The following is a 25,314-nucleotide window of genomic DNA, read 5'->3' on the forward strand; positions in this document are numbered from 1 at the left end:
TTTAGTATTATCTACTTAAGTACATTTTTCTACGAGAATAGATTTCATAGAATTGATCGTCTCTTAAGTTTTCGATAAACAAGATACTTTCTCCTGTAGATTTCATTTCAGGTCCTAATGCTTTATTTACATTTTTGAACTTGTTGAAAGAGAATACTGGAGTTTTGATTGCGTATCCGTTTAATTGTGGATTAAAGTCAAAATCAGTTACCTTGTTGTGTCCTAGCATTACCTTAGTAGCGTAGTTTACATAAGGTTCTCCATACGCTTTAGCGATGAATGGAACTGTTCTAGATGCTCTAGGGTTAGCTTCGATGATATATACAATATCATCTTTGATAGCAAACTGAATGTTGATTAAACCAACTGTTTTTAAAGCTACAGCAATTTTTCTTGTGTGGTCTTTAATTTGGTTTAACACATATTCACCTAAGTTAAATGGAGGTAACATAGCGTGGCTATCACCAGAGTGAACTCCACATGGTTCTATATGCTCCATAATACCGATGATGTGTACATTCTCACCGTCACAGATAGCATCTGCTTCAGCTTCAATAGCTCCTGCTAGATAGTGGTCAAGTAATAATGAGTTACCAGGAATAGAGTTCAGTAATTCGATTACGTGTTCCTCTAATTCTTTTTTGTTGATAACGATCTTCATTCCTTGTCCTCCTAATACATAAGAAGGTCTTACTAGTAGAGGGAAGTCTAATTGATCTGCTAGTTTATTAGCTTGTTCAGCTGTCTTAGCAACACCGAATTGAGGGAATGGGATATCTAATTGCTCTAATAATTCAGAGAAACGTCCTCTGTCTTCTGCTAAGTCTAATGCGTCAAAACTAGTTCCTAAGATCTTAATACCATTCTTCTCTAGTTTTTCAGCTAGTTTAAGAGCTGTTTGACCACCTAACTGCACGATTACACCTTCTGGTTTCTCGTGTTGGATGATGTCATAGATATGCTCCCAGAATACCGGTTCGAAGTATAATTTGTTCGCTGTATCAAAGTCAGTAGATACTGTCTCTGGGTTACAGTTAATCATGATTGTTTCATAACCACACTCTTCAGCTGCCAATACTCCGTGTACACATGAGTAATCGAATTCGATACCTTGACCGATACGGTTAGGTCCTGAACCTAGTACCACTACCTTTTTCTTATCTGTTACGATGCTTTCGTTAGAGACATAACGTGTACCGTCAGGTCTTTCGATTTCAGCCTCGAACGTAGAGTAGTAGTAAGGAGTCTTAGCAGGGAATTCTGCAGCACAAGTATCTACTAATTTAAACACACGTTGAATGTTCATTGTATCACGTAAGTCGTGTACTTTACTCTCAAGTGTATTTAGCATATGAGCGATTTGTCTATCGGCAAAACCTTTTTGTTTTGCTTCTAGTAATAAATCTTTAGGTAGAGTTTCAAGTGTATATTTAGAAATCTCTTTTTCTAACATATATAGTTCTTCGTATTGTTTTAAGAACCACATGTCGATTTTAGTGATTTCGTGTATTCTACTTAATGGAATACCGTGTTGGATTGCATCATAGATTACGAAAACTCTATCCCAACTTGCGTGAGTAAGTTTATCGATAATTTGATCATAGTTAGTGTATCCTTTACCGTCAGCTCCTAGACCATTACGTTTAATCTCTAATGATTGAGTTGCTTTGTGTAAAGCTTCTTGGAATGAACGTCCGATACCCATAACCTCACCTACAGATTTCATTTGAAGACCTAATGTTCTATCAGCGCCTTCAAATTTGTCAAAGTTCCAACGAGGTATTTTAACGATTACATAGTCTAAAGTCGGCTCGAATAAAGCAGATGTAGATTTAGTAATTTGGTTTTGTAATTCATCAAGTGTATATCCTAATGCAAGTTTAGTTGCAATCTTAGCGATAGGGTAACCAGTCGCTTTAGAAGCTAATGCAGAAGAACGAGATACACGAGGGTTGATCTCAATAGCTACGATATCTTCTTTTTCGTCTGGTGATACAGCGAACTGTACGTTACATCCTCCAGCGAAGTTACCGATACTACGCATCATCTTGATCGATAGATCACGCATTCTCTGGAATGTTCTATCTGATAATGTCATAGCAGGAGCTACTGTGATACTATCTCCTGTGTGGATACCCATAGGGTCCATATTCTCGATAGTACAGATGATTACTACGTTATCATTTTTGTCGCGTAATAATTCTAATTCGTATTCTTTCCATCCCAATAAAGCTTTGTCAATTAAAACTTCGTGGATAGGAGAAGCTTCTAATCCATAAGTTAATAAATCGTCGAAGTCTTCTTCTTTGTGAACGAAAGCTGCTCCAGTACCTCCTAAGGTAAATGAAGGACGAATAACTAATGGGAAACCAAATTTTTGAGCGATCTCTTTTCCTTCTAAGAATGAGGTAGCTGTACTTGCAGGAGCTGCAGGAACATCTATTTTTTCTAGAAGTTGTTTGAACTGCTCACGATCTTCAGTGATGTTAATAGCGTTGATATCAACACCGATTAGGCGAACTCCGAAGTCTGCCCATATACCTTTCTCATCGCATTCTAAACATAAGTTTAGTGCTGTCTGACCACCCATAGTAGGTAATACAGCATCAATCTCAGGATGAGCTACAAGAATCTCAATAATAGATCTTGCTGTCAGTGGTTTTAAGTAAATATGATCTGCCATAGATGGGTCAGTCATAATTGTCGCAGGATTAGAGTTAATCAAAATAACTTTAATTCCTTCTTCTCTTAAAGATCTTGCTGATTGTGAACCTGAGTAATCGAATTCACAAGCCTGTCCGATAATGATTGGTCCAGAACCAATGATTAATACAGTTTTGATAGAATTGTCTTTGGGCATTTTAATTGTGTTGTTATGTTAAATACTTCGTTGTGAGTGAAGTAAGTTTAGTGTTGTTGTGTGTGATAGATGATATGTTTTACGACAAAGTATAAAAAAAGGCGTTACGAATAATAGTAACACCTTTATTTATGTTTGAATCAAACATTATTTTTTATGTCTTGTTTCACAAGAAACAGTCAATTTATGTCTTCCTTTAGCTCTTCTAGCAGCTAATACTTTTCTACCGTTAGGAGTAGACATTCTATCCATGAAACCATGTTTGTTTCTTCTTTTTCTATTCGATGGTTGAAACGTTCTTTTGCTCATTGCTTTTATCTTTAAATCTTAATTTTACTAATCTAACTGGTTTATTTGAATTAGCTGTTGCTTAAAAACCGAGTGCAAATATATAAAAGTCTTTTTACTCTTACAAAACGTTTTTGAAAAATATTTTCATTCTTTTCATGATTAGATTTTTTAAGTGATTGTTTTCTACTTTAACAACTTCAAATCTATCCAATCTAATATTTCTTTATCTTTTGTAGTATCGAATTTTCTTGCATAAAGAAAATTGTCTGAAGCTGTTTTTAAAAACTCCTTATCTTCGATTGTAAAAGTAACTGGTAGAGGAACATTCGTTCTATCCCAATCTATATATGTTAGTAAAGATTCGACTTTAATATCGATATCATCTTTCATAACTTGTACTAATAGAGTTTGAAAAAAATATTCATCAGAACAAAACGATACTTTAAAGAAATTATAAAATTCATCATAATTAGAATTGTATAAATCTACTATTTTTTGCAATGTATCATATCTCAATGACCACCATTGAGAGCCTTTGTAAAACGTTATAGATGGATTGAGTTTTTTTTCTGTAAAAAAATACTTTAAGTATTTAAATTTAAAGCACCTTTTAAGTAGTGATTTGTATATACCTGTAAAGTTATGTTTTTTAAAAATTACATAATCACCTCTTTTATCACTTCTGTTAACTTTGTAACCTTTGAAGTTTAAGTAAGGGCGGTAATGTTTTTCTTTAGCTACAAAAAATTCAATGAAATCTTTTGATATATTCTCAGAGTAAAATTTTGTTATCTCTTTCGCGTTTTTTAGGGGGTAATCTTGTCCACTAATTAAGACTATTCTATCTTCTGGTTGTACAGGAAATAGTTTTAAATTTTGTATTAGATTAAGTGTTGCTTGAACTTGTGAAAAATCTCCCCAAATACAGTTAACTCTGTTCTCTATGAAATGTATGTTTTTTTTATAACTAATTTCTTTAAATATATCGATAGAAGTTTTAGAATCAATGTGAATTAGAAAAAAAACTTGATCATCTGTCAATTGACTTATCATACGTTTTAACTGTGATGGATTTGTATGAGCTTGTACTAAATAATATATTTTCATATTGAAACAATAAAAAATTATAACTTCGTATTGAAGTAAATGAAATCAATATGAAGCTGTTATTGAAGAGAGTTAACTTATCTTTCGTTTTTGATTAGAAATAATAATGAAGACAAAAGATTTTACTTAATTATACTTTTTTAAACTAAAACAAATATAGTATAGTTTTGAAATAAAATATCTTTTATGATAATATAATAATTATATTTTATCTGATGCGAATTATAAATATACAGGAGATAATCTGTTTTGTAATACTAAGTCTTATAGATTTGGTCTAAATGACTATAGTTATGTGGTTGACTCTGTGGGGGATAGTGGCGGTTGAGAATGATAAAACATATTATTATACTTGGGTAGGAAGTGATAAGCGAAAGCCGAAAGTACAACCAGAAATGGGAGAACATGGACAGTATATGCTGAATAAGATGAAAGCTTTTACCACTATGCAGACGGTAAAGATATACGAAGATATACAAGCTCATCAAATGAGCAGAACAAAATAATAAAGAGCTCCATTAAGGAGCTCTTTTCTGTTTATATAATCGTTGATTTGTGATACGGGATATTATCTTGATATCGATATCCTGTTCTGTATCGAATATGGTTACAGATATAGTCACCGATATCAGATGTAATAAATTTAGAAGTCTTGTCTAAGTCAGTAGTTAATACTCCTGCATTGATACAGTGTAGTACTGCATCCTCTATAGCTTCAGCAGCTTCGTGTTCGCCTAAATGTTCTAGCATCATAGCTCCACTTAATATGGAAGCAATAGGATTAGCGATTCCTAGTCCTTTTGCCTGTGGATAAGAACCGTGAATAGGCTCGAATAAAGCGCTTTCTTCTCCGATAGATGCAGAAGGCAATAAGCCAATAGAGCCACCGATAACACTAGCTTCATCAGAAATAATGTCTCCAAACATATTTTCTGTTAGAATAACGTCAAACTGTTTTGGGTTTAAGATTAATTGCATAGCCGCGTTATCTACAAACATAAAGTCTAGTTCAACTTCTGGGAACTCCATAGCAATGGTCTTCACTACTTTTCTCCACAGCCTAGAAGTTTCTAATACGTTTGCTTTATCTATAAGTGTCACTTTATTATTACGTTGTTTAGCAGTTTTAAAAGCTAGACGAGCGATACTTTCTATTTCTTCTTGATGATACGAGCAGATATCTACTGCTGACTTGCCGTCAGCAGAAGTGCTTTTGTCTCCGAAGTAGATACCGCTAATTAATTCTCTATAAATTACCATATCAGTTCCCTGAATGATGCTTTCTTTTAAAGGGCTTTTATTGATCAGCTTTTGATACGCTTTTACAGGACGTACATTAGCATAAAGGCCTAATTCTTTTCTAAGAGCAAGTAACCCTTGCTCAGGGCGTATCTTCGCAGACGGATCATTATCGTATTTAGGATCCCCAATCGCGCCAAAAAGCACAGCATCCGAAGCCTTGCATTTAGCTAATGTTTCCTGTGGCAAAGGATTGTTTGTTTCGTCTATAGCAATAGCTCCGATTAGTGCTTCGTGATATTGTAATTGGAACACATAGGTCTGTGCCGCTGCGTTTAATACTTTTATTGTCTCGTGGATTACCTCAGGGCCTATACCGTCTCCCGATAATACCGCTATATTGTATTTGTTCATCATGTCTAGTACGATTTAGTTTGTTCAAAGGATTTTATTGCATCCTTTTTAGCAATTAAGAAGTCTATGTCGTCATATCCATTTAGCAAACAGATCTTTTTATACGGATCTAGTTCATAGTGCTCTTTTTGATTATTGACTGTAATAGACTGTTGTTCCACATCCACATCTATCTCTACATTAGGGTTATTTTGTACTTCATTAAATAAGTAAGAGAGATACTCCTTACTTACCATAATAGGAAGTACACCATTGTTTAAAGCATTCGTTTTAAAGATATCTGCAAAGTAACTACTCACAATCACTTTAAAACCATAATCAGATAAAGCCCATGCTGCGTGTTCTCTACTACTTCCACACCCAAAATTATTACCAGCGATTAATATTTCACCAGCGTATTTAGGGTTGTTTAGAGAGAAGTCTTTTTTCTCACTACCATCATTGTTATATCTCCAGTCTCTAAATAGATTATCACCGAAGCCTTCTCTGTTTATACTTTTTAAGAAACGAGCAGGTATGATCTGATCTGTATCTATATTCTCTATAGCTAATGGAGTAGCGGTAGATGTTATCTTAGTTAAGGCTTGCATATTCATTCATTTTAGAGTAAGTAATCTTTCCTTCTACAGCTACGATAGCTGCTGTTAATGGGCTTGCTAATAAGGTACGAGCTCCTTGTCCTTGTCTTCCTTCGAAGTTTCTATTTGAAGTAGAAACACAGAATTCGCCTGATGGTATCTTGTCTTCATTCATCGCTAGACAAGCAGAACAGCCTGGTTGTCTAATTATAAAACCAGCTTCTTGGAACACTATATCTAGTCCTTCTTCTTTAATCTGAGCGACTACTTTTTGTGAACCAGGTACTATTAGAGCATTGATGTCTTTAGAGATTTGCTTTCCTTTAATATAAGAAGCAGCTACTCTAAAGTCTTCTATTCTCGCATTCGTACAACTACCTATAAATACGTGTTTAATCGGTATCGTATCAATAGCCTGACCAGGTAATAATCCCATATAATTAAGAGCTTTCTCTTCTGATTCATTTTTATTGAATGGAATGAACGTATCTATGTCTATTCCCATACTTGGGTTAGTACCATAAGTAATCATCGGCTTGATATCCTCAGCATTGAAGTGATATTCACAGTCAAATTTCGCATCCTTATCTGTTGGTAACGTTGACCAATACGCTACTTTTTGATTCCACTCTTCTCCTTGAGGAGCAAAGGTTTTATTTTTTACATAGTCAAAAGTAGTTTTGTCAGGAGCTATCATTCCTCCACGAGCTCCCATCTCTATACTCATATTGCAGACCGTCATTCTCCCTTCCATACTCATCTCTTCAAATACGTTACCAGCATATTCACAGAAGTATCCTGTACCTGCATCTGTACCTACCTGAGAGATGATGTATAAGATCACATCTTTTGGCTGTACATGAGCATTAAGCTTACCATTTACAGTGATACGCATAGTCTTTGGTTTATTCATTAAGATACATTGACTAGCGAATACTTGCGCTACTTGGCTCGTCCCGATACCAAAGGCAATAGTTCCGAATGCGCCATGAGTAGAAGTATGACTGTCTCCACAGACCATACTCATACCTGGCTGAGTAATACCAAGTTCGGGTGCGATAATATGCACTATTCCTTGGTATGGGTGTCCTAAATCATAGTAAGTAATGTTGTTTTCCTTACAGTTAATTGCTAATTGTTCTACTTGCTGTTTTGATAAAGGATCTTTTATTGGTAATTCTTGATTTAGAGTAGGTACATTGTGATCCACTGTAGCGATGATTTGTTGAGGTCTAAAGACAGGAATATCTCTCTTCTTTAGTTCATCAAAGGCTTGTGGACTCGTTACCTCATGAATTAGATGTTTATCTATATATAATATATCCGGACCGTTCTCAATACTTTCTACGACATGGGCATCCCATACCTTGTCAAATAATGTTTTTGGTGTTTTACTCATTTTCTTTGTTTGTTTAGGCGTGTTTAATAATCTGGTTCTGTGTGTACATATTCATAATGGCAAATAAGTCTACTTCGGTTACTTCTTTTTTAGTATCTGCTACGCCTAAGAAATATTCGTATAAGGTATCTAATTCGGTTTTAGTAACGTCATATCCGATATTCTTGAAGCGGTACGCTAAGGCAGATCTACCACTACGTGCTGTTAGAATAATAGAAGAGGCATCTACACCTACATCTTTAGGGTCTATAATCTCATAAGTGTCTCTTCGTTTAATCACTCCATCTTGATGAATACCAGAACTGTGAGCAAAGGCATTCGCACCTACGATAGCTTTATTCGGTTGGACTACCATGCCCATCGTAGAAGAAGTCAACTGGCTTAAGTGGTTTAACAACGTCGTATTAATATCGGTATGAAAGCCTAAATTCTCATGTTGTTTTAAGATCATGACCACTTCCTCTAGAGCAGTATTACCTGCGCGTTCACCTATACCATTGATCGTACATTCTATCTGTCTAGCTCCATTGATTATTCCAGCGATAGAATTAGCAGTAGCCATACCTAGATCATTGTGACAATGGCATGATAAGATGACGTTTTCTATTCCTTTGACATGATCTCTTAGGTATTTGATTTTGGTTCCATAATCTGTAGGTAGACAGTATCCCGTAGTATCTGGGATATTGATCACTGTCACCCCTGCTTGGATTACTGCCTCACATACTTTCGCTAGATAAGCATTATCAGTTCTACCAGCATCCTCAGCGTAGAACTCTACATCATGCACATATTTTTTAGCATAAACTACAGCTTCTGCAGCACGATCTATAATAGCCTCTTGTGTTGAGTTAAACTTGTATTTTATATGTGAGTCAGATGTACCGATACCTGTGTGTATTCTTGGTTTTTGTGCAAACTCTAATGCTTTAGCTGCCGAATCTATATCTTTTGTATTCGCACGAGTAAGTGCACATATTTTAGCGTTTTTAACGATTTTACTAATCGCCTGAACAGCCTCAAAGTCACCAGGACTAGAAATAGGAAAACCTGCCTCAATCACATCAACACCTAATTCATCGAGTTGCTGAGCAATAGTTAACTTTTGTTGTTTATCTAGTTTACAACCAGGTACTTGTTCTCCGTCTCTTAATGTGGTGTCAAAAATCTCAATCTTTTCAGTTTTCATATTTTTATGTTTTTAAATAACTTTAGACAAAAGTGTATAAAAGCTTTTTGTTAACTTTATCAAAAAAACAAAAACTACAATGTTAAAAAACTAATTTCAATATCTAAGTTGTTGTTTTTGAGTTTGTTAAAATATTTTTTATTACAATGTCAAATTGGGGAAAAGACTGGTTATTTATATTGATAAAATCTTTGACAAGGTCAGAGAAACGTCAATTTACTTTATATGTGAATAGGTTGCAGAATAATGCAGATGCTAAATTCATCTCACTATTTAATGCGATGGATAAGATGGAGGAGTATGATGAGCAAGTTATTCTCAAACAAAAAATAACGAGTAAGCAGCAATTATCCAACTTAAAAGCAAATCTGTATAAAGCTATTTTGGCTAGCCTTCGTATGAATCCTAGTAAGAAAAACGTAAGAATACAGATACGTGAACAATTAGATTTTGCAACTATCTTATATCAAAAAGGGTTGCATAAACAAGGATTAAAGATATTAGACAAGGCGAAACAAATCGCTTTAGATGTAGAGGAGAAAAGCCTAGCTCTAGAGATTATAGAACTAGAAAAGGTAATCGAATCTCAGTATATCACTCGTAGTATTACGGGGCGTGCAGACGAGCTTATCGCACAGTCTAATGACCTGATTATACAGAACTATTATGCGACTAAGTTATCTAATCTATCACTGAAGTTCTATAACGAGATGCTTACCTCAGGGTATGCTAAAAGTGAGGAGGATAAGCAAGAACTAATTACCCGATTTAGTGATCAGCTCTTAGATATAGATGTGAAGGTGCTTAACTTTAGAGAGAAGTTGTGGTACTTTAAAGCACATGTGTGGCTATGTTTTCTAATCCAAGATTATCACAATGCTTATAAATATGCTAAGCTATGGGTAACGCTATTCTATGAGCATCCTAAGATGATACAGAGTCATCCTATATGGTATTTAAAAGGGAATTCTTATTTATTTAAAATTTTATTGTTGTTTAAATCAGTGGATAAATATATCTATTGGAATGCTAAGTTAGAAGAACAATTGGCTTTAGAGAGTTTCCCTCAGTCTATGAATATAGATTCTCAGCGATTCTTATTGCAGTTTAGTAATAAGCTGAATATAGAGTTTATACAACAGACTTATAATGGCAGTTTACTTTTTGTCAAGCAATTACAGCGTGGTATTAATGAATATCGAAATATGATCGATGAGCATCACTTCCATATTCTGTATTTTAAAGTAGCCTCATTGTATTTTGGGTACAAGAAGTATGAAGATTCACTTGCTTATACAGCGCGCATTTTGAACAAATCTGACTATTCTGTACAAGAAGATTTACTATTCCACACCCGCATCTTATCTCTAATGGCACAGTATGAGTCAGGGCAAGATCAGTATTATGAAGATTTTATTAAAGCCAATAGAACCTTGATGAAAAAAATGAAAAATAAAACACAGATACACGATACCTTTATGAGGCTATTCGAAGGGCTATTAGGGGCATCGGCTAAAGATCAGAAGGTTGTTTTAGAGCGATTTGTAAAAGAAACTGAAGAGCTCTATACAAATAGATTTTATGTGAGAAGTATTCTCTATATAGATGTCCTAAATTGGGCAAAAAAGAAAATAGCTTAGTTTAAATATATCGACTTATGCAATGATAAAAGCCACATAGACTTCTTAGTTTATGTGGCTTTGTTTGATTAAAATATGTTGGATGTTTCAAAAGAATTACTATCTTCGCCACAGTATTAGAAAATAATACAGTATTAATTCCATAGAAATAGGTTATACTTAGTTGTATATGAAAAGGGAATCGTGTGAGAATCACGAACTGTCGCGCAACTGTAAGTAACTCATTAATTTTTTATCCAAGTGATCCACTGTTATTACTTAAGTAATGGGAAGGACGATAAAAAATAGTTACAAGTCAGGAGACCTGCCTAATTCTGTTTATAGACTATGCTTTCGCGGTTTAGAGCTTTATGTCAAGTTGGAATGTGTTTATTATTTAATCCATGAGATTATAGTCTATATAATCTAGGATAAGCACATTGTATCTTTTCATTTAATTCCAAATCATTTTCTCGAATAGCAGTTTGATAGATTTCTATCTAGTCTATAGTATTGTCTGAATACTGTAGGATTAACGAATATAACTATGTTAATAGAAGCAGAGATAGAAGAACGCAAATCGAAGGCAATCACTAGTGTCTTTAAGGTAGTATTTCCAGATACTACTAATCATCATAACACGATGTTCGGTGGACGAGTTATCATGATGATGACAGAGACAGCATTTATGACTGCTACTCGTTTTTGTAGAAAGAACTTTGTGATTGTTAGCAGTGATAAGATTGACTTCAGCAAGCCGATACCAGCAGGCTCATTAGTAGAGATGGTAGGCGAGGTAGAGTCTATCGGTACTACGAGTATTCGCATCCGTGTCAATGTGTATAGAGAGAAGATGAGAGAGGATGAACGCATCCAGGTAGTGACAGGAGTATTTACACTCGTAGCATTAAATGATAATTTCAAACCGATATCTATATTAGACTAGGTTTTATACAAGTAAATTTTGTAAGCATCTTACATTTTTTAGTTTTTGGTAGGGGGATAGACAGGTTAGTGTCTATCCCCATTTTTTTGACTCTTTTTAACCCAGAATCAGTGATAGACAGATAAACGAAAAGTAATTATACAAAATAGCTCTGAATTAGTGATACAAGCATACTATAGTATGGTTTTAGAGCTAATGAAAGAGATATGAAGTAGAATTGCTTTGTAGTATTTGGCTAACGCTTATTCTGGGTTTAATCTAGTCTTTGAGATCTAAACATTGGTTTCATTATAGCTATCTAACTCCATTTATAAACCTTTTATAAGAGGTATAATCTTAAAAATAATAAACTCATTTTTTTACTTTTTGATTCAAAAATTGACCTTTTATAACGAGTTTTTATAGAGTATACTTCCTTTTTTTTGATAATTAGCTCTGTAAAGACCTATAATGAGCTCTTTTTGAAAAAAAGATGTTATTTTTTTTAGTAACTAGTTTTATTTAATGTATTGATTAACAGTGTTTTGTTTGCTTTTTGTGTAGAATGAATACTTTCTTTATATCCCTTAAAGCCTTATAAACAGTAGTTTGACTGCAATTCCTTCGACAGTTGGTGGATAATAATCCGTATTTAGTGGGCAAAAGAGGTCGTTAGTCGAAGAAGTATCCTTTTATTGACCATGTATTCTCCTTGGATATAAGGTTAAAATAAATTTGAGAAATAGTGAATCTGTCAGATAATGTCTAGGATTTTGGAAATGGACTTTATAGTTTTAGATTCACTTGTAAAAAACCAATAAACATCACGCATGAGAGGATTATTAAACATTGTATTAGCAGTGGTATTAGCTACTACAACTATGACTGTATATGGTCAAAAAAAGAAAAGAAATGTAAAGCAGTATAATAGTGCTGAGGTATATCGTGCTAATGATGTTATTCAAGATCTATTAAAAACGGGAAGAGATACGGTTTTTACGAGGCATTATTTAAGCAGCTTCTTAGTAGACTCTACACGTTTATGGAAAGAGGAAGTAACGTATACAGGAGAAAAACTGGACGATAATAAATATAAAATGTCTGCCCAGAGTATGCTTAAAGAAAAGAATTCGGGTGAGCTAAAGCTAAATACCGAAAGTGAGAAGGTATATCATAAGAATAAATCAGATGCTGTTTATGTATTGAATAAAAGATATCTAGTGGATGGATTAGTAGAAGAAATAGTTCATCAGAATAAACAATATGTTGTCAAATGTATAGATAAGGAAGGGAACGTGTTGAATGAAACAGGATGCCTTCGCTACTCTCAGACACCTTTCCCAGTTGAAAAAACAGAAAAGTTTCAACGCAATCTACAAAAAACAATAACTAATCTAGTAAGTAAGAGTAAAGGTAGACTACCCCGTTATATCATATTGGCTATTGAAGCAGATTATGAGAGTCAGCGTTGGAATCTAGCTTTAGACTTTCCTAAAGAGTATAAGTTAGGCTCTGATATGCATACAAGTCTAGTAGCTGCTATAGCACATGTATTAAATAATGAGAAACTAGAAGAATATCATTTTGATAAAGATATTAATGGTAATTATTATAATAGAACTATGTTTATCCCATTATCTTTTAGATGATAAGAATAGTTAGAGATGAAAGGACTCTAGAGTATTGAAAATATAATGTTTTGAAGAAGGAATGATCTAAGAGAATAGTAATAGTTATCTAGGTGATAGGTCGTTTAGGACAAGAGTAATCTTAAATAGAAAGTATTTATACAATAAAGTAGGTGAAAAATACTTTTATAGTTATATGTAATTAAATTATAGAATAAAGAAATAGATATGATAATGAGACAAATGCAATTAAATAGAATAACGGCTTTAATACTTTTTTTAATTTCAGTATTAGGATATGGTCAGGGGGGACCAGCCTCTGATGCGCTTATAATTAATAGGCAGCTTTTAAGTGGATATGATATTGTAAAAGAGTTAAATAAGCAAGAGAAAGATACATTGTTTACTAGATACTTTAACAGTATTAATGCTGTAGATTCTGTATCTACGTGGGACAGAGTAGTGAAGTATACAGGGAAAAGCCTAAAGGATAATCAGTATTTACTAATGACTAAGACTTATAAGCTTGATATAGAAACAAGAAAATTAGTTAAAGAGGAAGAAAGCAAAAGAACTTTATTAGATAAGAAAGGAAAGAAGCAGGTCTACATAAGAAAGCAATTCTTAAAAGGGGGGCTAGTAGAAGAGTATAAGAGTGATAAAGGGAAGGAGACTATTAGCTGTTATGATAAAAATGGAGCTAAGTTAAACGATAAGGGATGTCTACTATATACTTATTCTAAATTTCCAAGACATAAGTTTGAGGCTTTCTACGAAGATGTAAAACAGAGAATACAAAATCATTTGTATACTTCTACAGGAAGAGTACCTTCTTACATCTTACTGAATATAGAAGCTGATTATTTAAGTAAGAAATGGTTTGTAACATTTTCTTTTCCTGAAGACTATAAGGTGAGTAATCATTTGTACTCAGGATTAGTGATTAACACTCTTAATGCTCTAAATAGTTTAAAAATAGAAGAGTATCACTTTAATAAGGATTTATACGGTAATTTCTATAATCGTAGCTATACTATTCCTTTTACATTTATAGCTCACCATGGATAGTTATAGTGTGTTAAATGATGGAATGTAAGTTTTGTATGAAATATTAATAATAAGTTAAAGTTTTATCCGTTTTGTCAGATAACGTCTAGGATATACGGAGTATACTTTCTACTTTTGATTTTATATGTAAAATATTAAATCAAACCTCAATGAAAGTATTATTTAAATCAATGCTATTATTTGTAGCTATAGTTATATCTTCACTTGGTTATAGTCAGACTACACCAGGCGGAAGTGCCCTTAGACAGAGTCGAATGAAATTTACGGGGAATGATATTATTAAGAGTATTCTAAAAAAGAATGAGAATATAACTTTTACACGCTATTTCAACGGTGGATTTGAGGTTGATTCTACTCGTTCTTGGACAAATAGAGTGGTCTATACAGGTAGTGTATTAGCTGATAATAAGTATGAGTTTAAATCAAAAATATATAAGAGAGATTTAAATACTAAAGAAGAAACTCTTTATATGGATAGGGTTGTAACCTATCTTAATAAAAAAGAAAAGGGTTCTACACTTGTTACTAAGCAATTTTTGTTGGATGGATTGATAGAAGAGATTACAACTGTAAATAAAGAAAAAGTGATTAAATGCTATTCTAAAGATGGAAAAGTTATTAATACTGATGGTTGTTTGTTATATACTAGATTTAAGTTTCCAAAGGATAAAATGATAGATTTATCTGAAAAAGTGAAGGCAAAAATAACTAATACTATTTATACTAAGAATGGTTCTGTGCCTAATTATATATTAGTAAATATTGAATCTGATTATAAAGCTCAAAAGTGGAATCTGGCATTAGATTTTCCTAGAAATTATAGTTCAGATAATGCTATGTATACTGAATTAGTGACAGATATTATGTATGCTTTAAAAAATGAAAAGTTAGAAGATTATCATTTTAATAGAGATATTAATGGAAATTACTATAATAGCAATTTGATTGTTCCAATTACTTTTAATAAAGCAGTGAATAAAAGATAAGATATTAACTTGGTATAATATGATTGGCGATATAAACTAATTGAGTGTAACATTCAATAGGGAAGAGATAGAAATGAATACGCTCTGATGACTAGTCATCAGAGCGTATTTTTTATACTATTTAGAGTTGTTGCTAAAGAAATAATAAATCACATATAACCATCCGAGAAAGAAATGGACAATGGCCCAAAGAATAGATTTATTTCTCGTCCAAGATAGGAATACTGCGATAAGCGAACCTAGTGTAAGTCCACCTCCCCATATCTTGATGGAGGGACTATCTGCAAAGGCTGAGGTCGTGATAAGGATCATGGCCGTGATCCAAAATGCATGAGATTTGTTCATAATGATTTTGTTTTTTGTGTTAATTACCTATAAAGTTAATAAAAAATATTTTTTATAACTAATTGTAATTTAGAGTTGTAATGGAAATAAGGATTGTATTACAACGAAAGGTCAAAAACAAAAAGCTCAAGAATCCTTGAGCTAGTAGAGTAATATATCGATTTATGGCTATGGTGATAAATGAAAAAAGCTACTCATAGAGAGTAGCTTTATATGTTGCTTAGTGCTTATGCAAGAATGCTTGTCTTTGTAAAAGAGTTTCTTCACTTTCGACATGGTTGTCGTCAGGAATACAACAATCTACTGGACAAACTGCCGCACACTGAGGTTCTTCGTGGAATCCTTTACACTCTGTACACTTAGAAGGTACGATGTAGTAGAACTCATCAGAAACAGGTTCTTGAGCTGCTTCAGCATCAACTTCAGTACCATCAGGTAAAACTACCTTACCTGTTAAGGCTGTACCGTCTTTATATCTCCAGTCATCTGCTCCTTCATATATCGCTGTGTTAGGACATTCAGGTTCGCAAGCTCCACAATTTATGCATTCGTCTGTTATAATGATTGCCATAGCTTATATTTTGTTTTATATGTATTAACTTTGTATGCAAATTTACACCCAAAACAATTCACAAACAAGTCAATATGAATTTAGATGTTAAAAAAAATGCATTTGTTAAGTTAGGTCAATTTTTGAGCCAATTCGCTGCAAATGAATTTGTAAAAAACAATGATGTATGTCATAATGATGAATTTTTTTCAAAGTTTGAAGAGCTGATTCACAGCTCAGTAAACTACAATGGATGGTTCACATTAGAACAAGTAGTGATCTCGATCAACTCTTGGGCAAGTGCGTTGACACAAGATAATTTAGAAAAGTGGACTTCAAAATATGATTTTTCTACTGAGCCTAATAAGCGAGTAGGATTGATTTTAGCAGGTAATATTCCTTTAGTAGGATTTCACGATTTTATCAGTGTATTGATTTCGGGTAATATTGCTAAGGTAAAAATGTCTTCTAATGACCAAAAATTACTTCCTTTTTTAGCGAATTACTTAGTAGCTGTAGAGCCTGGATTTGCTAGTCGTTTTGATTTTATTGAAGGGAAGATGGAAGGATTTGATGCAGTGATAGCTACAGGAAGTAATAATACAGCTCGTTATTTTGATTATTACTTTAATAGTGTTCCTAATATCATTCGCAAGAATAGAAACTCTGTTGCTGTCTTAGATGGTACAGAGAGTCATGAGGATATGGTGGCTTTAGGTAAAGATGTGTTTACATACTACGGCTTAGGATGCCGTAATGTATCTAAGATATTCGTACCAGAAGGTTATGTATTTGATAGTTTTTATCAAGGTATGTTTGAGTACAAAGATGTTATAGAATATGAGAAATATTCTAATAACTATGATTATAATAAAGCTGTATTCTTAATGAGTGAGTTTAAGATTCTAGATAATGGATTCTTAACTGTGAAAGAGGATAAGGGATATGCTTCACCTATATCGTCTGTATTCTATGAATACTATACTGATATTAATGAGGTAAAAGCGAGACTAGCTGAGGATGTGGATAAGATACAATGTATCGTGTCTAATAATCTAGTAGATGGCAGTATTGCTTTTGGACAGACACAAGAACCACAGTTATGGGATTATGCTGATAATGTGGATACTATTGAATTTTTGTTAGGATTGTAATGATTAGAGATGGCACGGATTATAAATCCGCGCCAACTGATATACGGAACAGGTTACAAACCACACCAGCATTAGTAGAGACGCAATATTTTGCGTGTCACAGTTAATGTTTATAGAACATGGCACGGATTATAGATCCGTGCACACTGATATACGGTACAGGTTATAAATCTGTGACAGCAAGTAGAAACGCAATATTTTGCGTGTCACAGTAAGTAAAGGCACGGATTACAAATCCGCGTCAACTGATATAAGGCACAGGTTACAAACCACATCAGCATTAGTAGAGACGCAATATTTTGCGTGTCACTGTAAATGTTTACAGAACAAGGTACGGATTACAAATCCGCGCCAACTGATAGATTAATTTTAGGATTATAGACTGAACAATTTCACGATATCACAAAAAAACGACATTACAAAAAAACGATTTCACAGTTTCACAAATTCACAGTTTCACAGAAAAAACAAAAAAACATGATTAAAGTACATAATTTCTGTGCAGGGCCATGTCTATTACCAGATGAGGTATATAAAGGAGCTGCAGATGCTGTATTGGATTTTAATGGAAGTGGATTATCTCTACTTTCGATTTCTCATCGAAGTAAGGAGTTTATAGCTGTACTAGAAGAAGCACAGCATTTGGCTCTATCTCTATTGGGACTAGAAGGAAAGGGGTATTCAGCTCTATTCTTACAAGGAGGAGCAAGTATGGAATTCTTAAGGGTTCCATATAATCTAATGCAGAAACGAGCAGGATATATCGATACAGGTAATTGGTCTTCTAAGGCTATAGCACAGGCAGAAACATTCGGTCAAGTTGAGGTATTAGCTACTTCTAAGGATAGAAAATATGCTTATATCCCAGAAGATATCGTTATTCCTTCGGGGCTAGATTATGTGCATTATACTTCTAATAATACAATATATGGTACGCAGTTTAGCGATGTGCCTAAGGCAGACTGTCCGATAGTCTGTGATATGAGTTCGGATATTTATTCGAGAGTATATGACTGTGATAAAATAGACCTAATCTATGCTGGGGCACAAAAGAATATAGGCCCAGCAGGGTTAAGTGTTGTTTTAGTAAAAGATAGTATTCTTGGTAAGTCAGGTCGTATGATACCTCAAATGATGGATTATGCTGAGCATATCGATAAAGGTAGTTTATATCACACAGCTAATGTGTTTGCTATATACACGAGTTTATTAAACTTGAGATGGTTACAACGTTTAGGAGGTGTCGAGGCTATCGAAAAGATTAATAATCAAAAAGCAGCTACTCTATATCGTGCTATAGATGAGTTAGATTATGTAGTAGGACTAGCTGATGTCGCATATCGATCAAAGATGAATGTGACTTTTGATTTTAAAGATGAGACAATGAGAAGTGTCTTCTATACATTGTGTATGGAGGCGAATATCACCAATATAAAAGGTCATCGAGTAGCTGGAGGATATCGCGCTTCTCTGTATAATGCCTTGAAGCAAGAGAGTGTGGATGCTCTAGTAGAAGTGTTACATACGATGAAATCAAAGATTTAATAAAGAACCAAATAACACAGATGAGAATATTAGCGAATGATGGTATCCCAGAAGAAGTAAAGAACGACTTAGAGGGATTGGGATTTGAAGTAAAAGAGGTTCGGGTAGCTCACGAACAGTTAGTTAATTATACAAGTAAGAATGAGATAGAGATTCTGTTGTTACAACAGGGAACTTTATTGAATAAAAAAATGATAGATGAGATGTCCCATCTAAAAGCTATTGTTTTTGCAGGTACTTCGATAGACTTAGATAGTATAGATTATATCCAAAGTTGTGGTATTAAGGTAATATGGGCAGAAGAAGCATTGTCTAATGCTACTGCAGAGTTAGTATTTGCACATTTGTTTTCGGGATGTCGTTTGTTACAAGAGTCGAACCGCAATATGCCTCTAGAAGGCGATGCTAGTTTTAAATCTCTACAGCAGTCTTATAGCAATGGGATAGAATTAGCAGGTAAGACACTTGGAATTATTGGGTTAAATACAGCAGGAGAGAAGGTGGCTCAAAAAGCGTTGGCTTTAGGAATGAATGTGTTGTATACAGATGCCTCAGTACCTGAGATTAAAGCTGACTTTGTATTGCCAAATGGAATACACTTTAGAGTAGATTTGGCTTCTACAGATATGCATAGATTATTACATGATTCTCATTTTATCACTATTCATACTAAGCATTATCAAAAGTATATCTTAGATAAAGAGGCATTTAGTCATGCTCATAACTTGATAGGAGTGATTAACTGTGCTTATCCAGAAGCGATTAACGAAGTAGATTTAGTGGATGTAGTAAATGCTGAAACGGTATTGTTTGCTGGGATTGATCGATTCGAAGAGGAGCCTCATCCCGCTATTCAAGTATTGATGCAACCTGCCTTTTCTTTATCTCCTAATATTAATGCTTCTACTGATGAAAGTAAAGTGTTAATATGGGATGAAATTTTTGAGAAAATGCAAGTATTGCGAAAATAATAAGTAGTTTTATACATCTAAAAAATAAAACTATGTTAGAGCAAATTACAAAATTAGTAGAACAGATTAGTTCTAGTGAAGTGGCTAAAGGTGGGATCACGTCAGATCTTACAAGTGCAGTTACTAAAGAAACAGGAGACAGTATTATCAATGGATTAAAGGATAGTGTTAGCTCTGGAGATATTAGTGGATTGACTAATTTATTATCAGGTCAAGCTTCTAATATTGCATCTAATCCTATCGTAACAGGTATGATAGGTAACCTTATCAGTGGATTAGTTGGTAAATTAGGTTTATCAGAAGGTGTAGCTGGAAGTTTTGCTAATGGTGTAGTACCGCAAGTGGTATCAGCTATAGTAGCTAAAATACAAGGAGGAGAATCAGGTTTTGATATGTCTACAATCCTAAGTGGACTAGGACAAGGAGGAGCACAAGATATGCTAGGGTCTTTACTAGGAGGAAAAGAAGGATTAGGAGGAGCAATCGATAAATTAAAAGGATTGTTCTAGTCGTTATAACGCATTAATATAGAGGCGATTATTCATACAATGAATAATCGCCTTTTTTTATTATTTAGATTTATTAAAAATAAATACTCGCATAACTTGATTTTATGTTAAGTTTTACTATATATTTGCACTTATATAAAATTAGTCTAAATAATAATTAATATATTGTTGTTGGTAATATGTTGATTATTAGATTTTTATTTTTTTGTTGCTAATCATAGTTAATTATGGAATATCTAAATAGCTGTTAAATATTTATGGTCTAAGTAAACACTTATATGTGATTTATAAACTAGTTAAATATTCAATGCATAGTAATCAAAAGGTGTTGTGTCAAGTTCTTTATTGCCTTTTGAGAAATACAATCTTAAATGAAAAAATATATACTACTTACGTTCTTATTCTCTTTTAACCTTTTATGTCATGCTCAACAACTGGCTTATTCTATAAAAGGAAAAGTGTTAGATGAAAAAAATGTACCAATAGCTTATGCAACCATTGTTGGTATCGAATCTAATCAGTCTACTCAAACTGATGAAAGAGGAAACTTTGAGTTAAAAGTTCCAAATAAAAAAGAGACCATAGAAGTTAGTTTTATGGGATACAACTCTTTTAAAAGCAATATTACTTTTGATCAAGAAACTACTAAAGTACTGTCAGTAAAATTAAAAGAACAACAACAGCAATTAAGTGAAATTAATATTAAAGCTAAGAGTGCTAGTGAAAAAGTAAGGCAAAGTGCTTATACTGTCAACGCTGTAGAAGTAAAAGCTTTAGCCAATACAGTATCTGATGTCAATCAGATTTTAAACCGAAGTGCTGGAGTACGTGTGCGAGAAGAAGGGGGACTTGGTTCTAACTTTAATTTTGCTCTAAACGGCTTTAGTGGAAATCAGATCAAATTCTACTTAGATGGAGTTCCATTAGAGGGAGTAGGATCTTCTTTCCAACTAAACAATATCCCTGTAAATATGATAGAACGCATAGAGATCTATAAAGGGGTAGTTCCTATTAGTTTAGGAGGGGATGCTCTAGGAGGTGCTCTAAATATTATCACTAAGAATACTAAGAGCAAATATTTAGATGCTACAGTTTCTTATGGATCTTTTAATACTGTGCGTTCATCTGTCAATATGGGAATGACTACAGATAAAGGATATAAGTTTCAATTAAATGCTTATCAAAACTATTCAGACAATGATTATAAAGTGAATGTAGATGTTCACAATTTTGAAACAGGAGTACTTACGCCAAAGAGAGTTCGTCGATTCCACGATCGTTATCACAATGAAGGAATTGTCCTAAAAGGAGGTATGGTGAATAAGTGGTATGCTGATGAGTTACTATTTGGGATTACGTTAGGAAAGAATTACAATCAGATCCAGACTGGGAATAGAATGGAAGATGTCTATGGCGGTCGTTTTACTAAAGGGGACTTAATATTACCAAGTTTTAGTTATACAAAGAAAGATTTCTTAGTAGAAAATCTGAATGTTTCTGTAAATGCTAATTATAATCTAGGTAGTGAACAATCTGTAGATACAATGAATAGATTGTATAACTGGGATGGAGATTATATTATAAAAAATACTTTAAAGAAAGAAGGAGGGGAGATAGAGAGAAGAAGATTTAAGTACAAAAATAATAATGGATCAGTAATCGCTAATGCAAATTATGCACTAAGTGAGCATCATCTGTTTGCGGTAAACTATAATCTATCTTTATTTAATAGAAAAGGAGAGGATTTATTAGACGCTACGTTAAAGAATAATAATCTACCTAAGAAATCTAATAAGGCTATATTAGGTTTTAGTTACCAGTATACGCATAATGAAAAGTGGAACGCGATAGCATTTCTAAAGAAGTACTTCCAATATAATTACTCAGAACGCTATTATAACGAGACTTACTTCACACAAGACAATAGACAGAACTTTACTGGATATGGAATAGCTACAGCTTATAATATACTGCCAGACTTACAAGTAAAAGGGTCTTTTGAACATAGCATACGTATGCCAGAAGCATATGAGATGTTTGGGGATGAGGTAAACTTAGCTTCTAATTATAATCTAAAACCAGAGTCTAGTAATAACTTTAATGTAGGACTTCAATATGGATTTACTATTAATGAAGTAAACCAATTCAAGGTAGAGACTAATTTCTTATATCGAAAAGCTAAAGATTATATAAAGGAGGAAGTTAATACAGGACAAGGTACTGCAGCTCAAAAAGTAAATAGAAATATCGGTGGGGTATTAGTAAAATCATTTGATGGAGAGATAAAATATAGCTACAAAGATTTCTTCTCTGTGATGGCTAATATTACTTATCAGGATATTCTAAATGATATGAAGTATGAGAATAATTCTGAGGAAGTGAGTGCTTTATATAGAGATAGAGTGGCTAATATCCCTTATCTATATGGAAATGGGATGGTGTCATTCAATTTTAAAGAAGTATTTGGATCTAAGAATAGTTTGCGTCTAGACTATAATATGATGTATGTACAGAAATATTATTTATATGCTCCTAGTGCTGGTATCGCTAAGTATAAGAGATATATACCAGAGCAATTCTCACAAGATATCAGTTTGCATTATGCTATTCGTGATGGAAGATATAATGTGGCAGTAGAGGTGAAGAATCTAGCTAATAAGACATTGTATGACAACTTCAGTTTACAAAAGCCAAGTCGTTCAGTGACTTTAAAACTGAGATATAATTTATAAAAAACATAATTAAATATAATATGAATATCATAAAAAAAACACTAAGTCTATTATCACTTGTATTAATAGCATCATGTAGTAGTGATGACAACTCATCATCAGAAAAACCAACAACTCCTGAAGAAGGTAAAAAAGCTAGTTCTTATGTATTTGTGATTAACTCCTTGACAGGACAAGAAGGAGGAACAAAATATATAGCAACCGCATCGTCATTAACAGAAGGTGTTATAAAAATAGATAAGAACAATGGTATCGAAACTGATTCTTATTCATTCTTCGTACAAAACAATCAATTAATGGCTGCTGTATATGGATTCAGTGGACAAAGCCCATTGACATTCTATAGTTTAAATGCTAAGAATGAAATAGTAGAGGGAACTAAACTAGCGACTGAAACAATAGGTAGTTATGGAAATATTGGAAAAACTGATGTAGTTAGTGCTACATTAGGAGGAAATCTGTTTGCTATAAATACTGAGTTAAAACAAATGACTCATAAAGGAGCTGTTGATTTTGATAAATTAAAATATAAAGATGAAGAAGCTGGAGGGCGTAATTTAACTGGGGTGTTTGCGGTAGGAACAGATAAATTATATATTCCTTATTCTGTGTCGCCAAAAGAAGGAGATACAAAATATAGAGACAATACATTTATTGCAGTAGTAGATTATCCAAGTCTTAAAGTTAGTAAAACCATTATAGATGATAGAACTGGGTTAATAGGAAGCTGGTTTGGGATGAATGGTATTCAACAAGTGGAAGATGGATCTGTATATGCATGGTCTCCTGCTGAGAAGTCTAAGAACCCTTCTGCTTTTATTAAAATCAAAAACCATGAGATAGATAAAGGATACTTCTTTGATGTACAAAAAGCATCAGGAGGACATAAGTTATCTCGTGCAGAGTACATTGGAGGTAATGATTTCTTAGTGAGCTTCTTTGTAGATAAGAATATTCAAAGCACTTGGTCTGGTGTGACTAAGTTAGCAATCGTAAATGTATCTACTCAATCTATTAGATGGATAGACACTATTGCTGATCATGAACAAATGCCATATAAACAAAAGATATATGTAGAGAAGGATAAGAAAACAGTACACTATGTAGCTCCAATAGAGAAAACAAATCGTTTCCAAGTATACAATATTGATGTTGCAACAGGTATTGCTAAAAAAGGTATTACAATCGAAAATGCAAATGACGTTACAGCTATCTCTAAATTAGAGTCTGTACAATAGTAGCATTTAAAATAAATTAGTTAGTTAGCGTGTTTTGAATTAGGCAAATTCAGAGTATAATAAGTTGTTGAAGCAGTAATCACGGAAATGTGATTACTGTTTTTTTGTTTATCTTGTATTGTAAAATTATTGACTTAATAAAATGAGTATATCAGTTATCATTAGTGATTTTATCCATTATATACGACAACCTCATACTGAAGTATTAGATATTAGCAAGAAAGAGAAAGTAAGAAGAAGCTTGGTATTAGTTGTTTTTACATTAATAGTGATAACAGTTTATATATTCAGTATTAATAAAATAGTTCCATTACCTAAGACAGCTAGATTACTTGATTTTATAGCTGACAAAGGACTGTTAGTAGCTATGTTGTTTATTGTATTATTAGGACCTTTAGCAGAGGAGGTTGCTTTTAGATTAGCTCTAAGGTTTAAGAGTTGGTATTTGTTGTTAAGTACTCCTCTTACATTAGTATATAGCCTTTGGATCTTGTATAGGTTTAATCTGAGTATAGCCTTCATAGTAGGAGGGGTATTCTACGTGATACTGTGTGCCTATCTTTATCTACATAGAAATAATATAGTGATACTTAAAGAGAGACATGAGAAGTATTTTGGGTATGTGTTTTACAGTTACACATTTTTGTTTATGATTATGCATATTAGTAACTTTTATACGATTAATACTGAAGTACTGGTATATAGCCCTTTGTTGTTTCTTCCTCAGTTCATAGGAGGACTTCTACTCGGATATATACGGATGAGATTTGGTTTTGGTTATAATTGTATGATACATATAATCTATAATACTATTCTTATGTTATTATTGTATGGGACTGGTGTTATTAAATAGATAGGTATTCTTAGAAGGTTACATTAAGTGAAGAGGATTTAACTATAAATGATTAATGTGTTTTAAATAAAAATTACAATATGTTAATTTGTAATTTTTATCTTTGAATAATAG

The 25,314-nt window shown here is 33.3% G+C and carries 21 protein-coding genes and 1 riboswitch; of the genes, 13 read left to right on the top strand and 8 right to left on the bottom strand.

Going from position 1 to position 25,314, the window contains the following annotated elements; genetic code table 11:
- Positions 1-7: 7 nt before the first annotated feature.
- From carB to AABL87_RS06385, 3 genes are all read right to left on the bottom strand, one after another.
- Complete coding sequence (carB, locus tag AABL87_RS06375; RefSeq protein ID WP_006256973.1) at positions 8-2,860, bottom strand: carbamoyl-phosphate synthase large subunit; 2,853 nt, start codon at positions 2,858-2,860, stop codon at positions 8-10.
- A 147-nt stretch (positions 2,861-3,007) separates the two neighbouring features.
- On the bottom strand, positions 3,008-3,169 hold the full coding sequence (rpmH, locus tag AABL87_RS06380) for a 50S ribosomal protein L34 (RefSeq protein WP_006256972.1): 162 nt from the start codon (positions 3,167-3,169) through the stop codon (positions 3,008-3,010).
- Positions 3,170-3,334: 165 nt separating this feature from the next.
- Entirely contained in the window at positions 3,335-4,258 is a 924-nt protein-coding gene (locus AABL87_RS06385; RefSeq protein ID WP_006256971.1) for a beta-1,6-N-acetylglucosaminyltransferase, read from the bottom strand.
- A gap of 281 nt (positions 4,259-4,539) precedes the next feature.
- Here AABL87_RS06385 and AABL87_RS06390 point away from each other — a divergent pair, with 281 nt between their 5' ends.
- On the top strand, positions 4,540-4,764 hold the full coding sequence (locus AABL87_RS06390) for a hypothetical protein (protein ID WP_341277093.1): 225 nt from the start codon (positions 4,540-4,542) through the stop codon (positions 4,762-4,764).
- 31 nt (positions 4,765-4,795) lie between these two features.
- On the opposite strand, the gene leuB is transcribed toward AABL87_RS06390, so the two are convergent.
- The 4 genes from leuB to AABL87_RS06410 are packed head-to-tail and all read right to left on the bottom strand — an operon-like array spanning position 4,796 to position 9,077.
- On the bottom strand, positions 4,796-5,914 hold the full coding sequence (leuB, locus tag AABL87_RS06395; protein ID WP_006266495.1) for a 3-isopropylmalate dehydrogenase: 1,119 nt from the start codon (positions 5,912-5,914) through the stop codon (positions 4,796-4,798).
- Positions 5,915-5,916: 2 nt separating this feature from the next.
- Complete coding sequence (gene leuD / locus AABL87_RS06400; protein ID WP_006256968.1) at positions 5,917-6,501, bottom strand: 3-isopropylmalate dehydratase small subunit; 585 nt, start codon at positions 6,499-6,501, stop codon at positions 5,917-5,919.
- Positions 6,485-7,888 (bottom strand): 3-isopropylmalate dehydratase large subunit, encoded by a 1,404-nt coding sequence (gene leuC, locus AABL87_RS06405; protein WP_326367929.1) that lies wholly within the window; start codon positions 7,886-7,888, stop codon positions 6,485-6,487. The genes leuD and leuC overlap by 17 nt, the downstream gene beginning before the upstream one ends.
- A 13-nt stretch (positions 7,889-7,901) precedes the next feature.
- Entirely contained in the window at positions 7,902-9,077 is a 1,176-nt protein-coding gene (locus tag AABL87_RS06410; protein ID WP_341277094.1) for a 2-isopropylmalate synthase, read from the bottom strand.
- Positions 9,078-9,223: 146 nt separating this feature from the next.
- On the opposite strand from AABL87_RS06410, the gene AABL87_RS06415 reads away from it, so the two are divergent.
- The 5 genes from AABL87_RS06415 (at position 9,224) to AABL87_RS06435 (ending at position 15,303) form a co-directional block, all read left to right on the top strand.
- Positions 9,224-10,717 carry a hypothetical protein gene (locus tag AABL87_RS06415; RefSeq protein WP_006263053.1) on the top strand — a complete coding sequence of 498 codons (1,494 nt, stop codon included), beginning with the start codon at positions 9,224-9,226 and terminating at the stop codon, positions 10,715-10,717.
- 133 nt (positions 10,718-10,850) lie between these two features.
- Positions 10,851-11,043, top strand: a riboswitch (cobalamin riboswitch).
- Between the two features lie 200 nt (positions 11,044-11,243).
- Positions 11,244-11,642, top strand: coding sequence for an acyl-CoA thioesterase (locus AABL87_RS06420; RefSeq protein ID WP_253113716.1), 399 nt, complete (start codon positions 11,244-11,246; stop codon positions 11,640-11,642).
- Between the two features lie 809 nt (positions 11,643-12,451).
- Positions 12,452-13,270, top strand: coding sequence for a hypothetical protein (locus AABL87_RS06425; RefSeq protein WP_341277095.1), 819 nt, complete (start codon positions 12,452-12,454; stop codon positions 13,268-13,270).
- 207 nt (positions 13,271-13,477) lie between these two features.
- Positions 13,478-14,317 carry a hypothetical protein gene (locus AABL87_RS06430; RefSeq protein WP_006263055.1) on the top strand — a complete coding sequence of 280 codons (840 nt, stop codon included), beginning with the start codon at positions 13,478-13,480 and terminating at the stop codon, positions 14,315-14,317.
- Positions 14,318-14,466: 149 nt separating this feature from the next.
- Positions 14,467-15,303, top strand: a complete 837-nt coding sequence (locus AABL87_RS06435; RefSeq protein ID WP_006263056.1) for a hypothetical protein — start codon at positions 14,467-14,469, stop codon at positions 15,301-15,303.
- Positions 15,304-15,868: 565 nt separating this feature from the next.
- Here AABL87_RS06435 and AABL87_RS06445 read toward each other — a convergent pair.
- Positions 15,869-16,219 carry a 4Fe-4S dicluster domain-containing protein gene (locus AABL87_RS06445; protein ID WP_006256958.1) on the bottom strand — a complete coding sequence of 117 codons (351 nt, stop codon included), beginning with the start codon at positions 16,217-16,219 and terminating at the stop codon, positions 15,869-15,871.
- A 74-nt stretch (positions 16,220-16,293) separates the two neighbouring features.
- On the opposite strand from AABL87_RS06445, the gene AABL87_RS06450 reads away from it, so the two are divergent.
- From AABL87_RS06450 to AABL87_RS06480, 7 genes are all read left to right on the top strand, one after another.
- On the top strand, positions 16,294-17,352 hold the full coding sequence (locus tag AABL87_RS06450) for an acyl-CoA reductase (protein WP_006256957.1): 1,059 nt from the start codon (positions 16,294-16,296) through the stop codon (positions 17,350-17,352).
- Positions 17,353-17,829: 477 nt separating this feature from the next.
- Positions 17,830-18,897: a 3-phosphoserine/phosphohydroxythreonine transaminase gene (serC, locus tag AABL87_RS06455; RefSeq protein WP_341277096.1), complete on the top strand. Its 1,068-nt coding sequence runs from the start codon at positions 17,830-17,832 to the stop codon at positions 18,895-18,897.
- Positions 18,898-18,917: 20 nt separating this feature from the next.
- Positions 18,918-19,868, top strand: coding sequence for an NAD(P)-dependent oxidoreductase (locus AABL87_RS06460; protein ID WP_025124133.1), 951 nt, complete (start codon positions 18,918-18,920; stop codon positions 19,866-19,868).
- A gap of 32 nt (positions 19,869-19,900) precedes the next feature.
- Entirely contained in the window at positions 19,901-20,377 is a 477-nt protein-coding gene (locus AABL87_RS06465) for a hypothetical protein (RefSeq protein WP_006256954.1), read from the top strand.
- 371 nt (positions 20,378-20,748) lie between these two features.
- Entirely contained in the window at positions 20,749-23,109 is a 2,361-nt protein-coding gene (locus AABL87_RS06470) for a TonB-dependent receptor (RefSeq protein WP_025124132.1), read from the top strand.
- Positions 23,110-23,129: 20 nt separating this feature from the next.
- The gene (locus AABL87_RS06475; protein ID WP_006263062.1) at positions 23,130-24,347 is read left to right on the top strand and encodes a DUF4374 domain-containing protein; all 1,218 of its coding nucleotides are present in this window, start codon (positions 23,130-23,132) and stop codon (positions 24,345-24,347) included.
- A 142-nt stretch (positions 24,348-24,489) separates the two neighbouring features.
- Positions 24,490-25,200: a CPBP family glutamic-type intramembrane protease gene (locus AABL87_RS06480; RefSeq protein ID WP_006256951.1), complete on the top strand. Its 711-nt coding sequence runs from the start codon at positions 24,490-24,492 to the stop codon at positions 25,198-25,200.
- The last annotated feature ends 114 nt before the right edge of the window (positions 25,201-25,314 follow it).

Origin of the sequence: Myroides sp. C4067 (assembly GCF_038039665.1) — a bacterium.
Lineage (GTDB): Bacteria > Bacteroidota > Bacteroidia > Flavobacteriales > Flavobacteriaceae > Flavobacterium > Flavobacterium odoratimimum.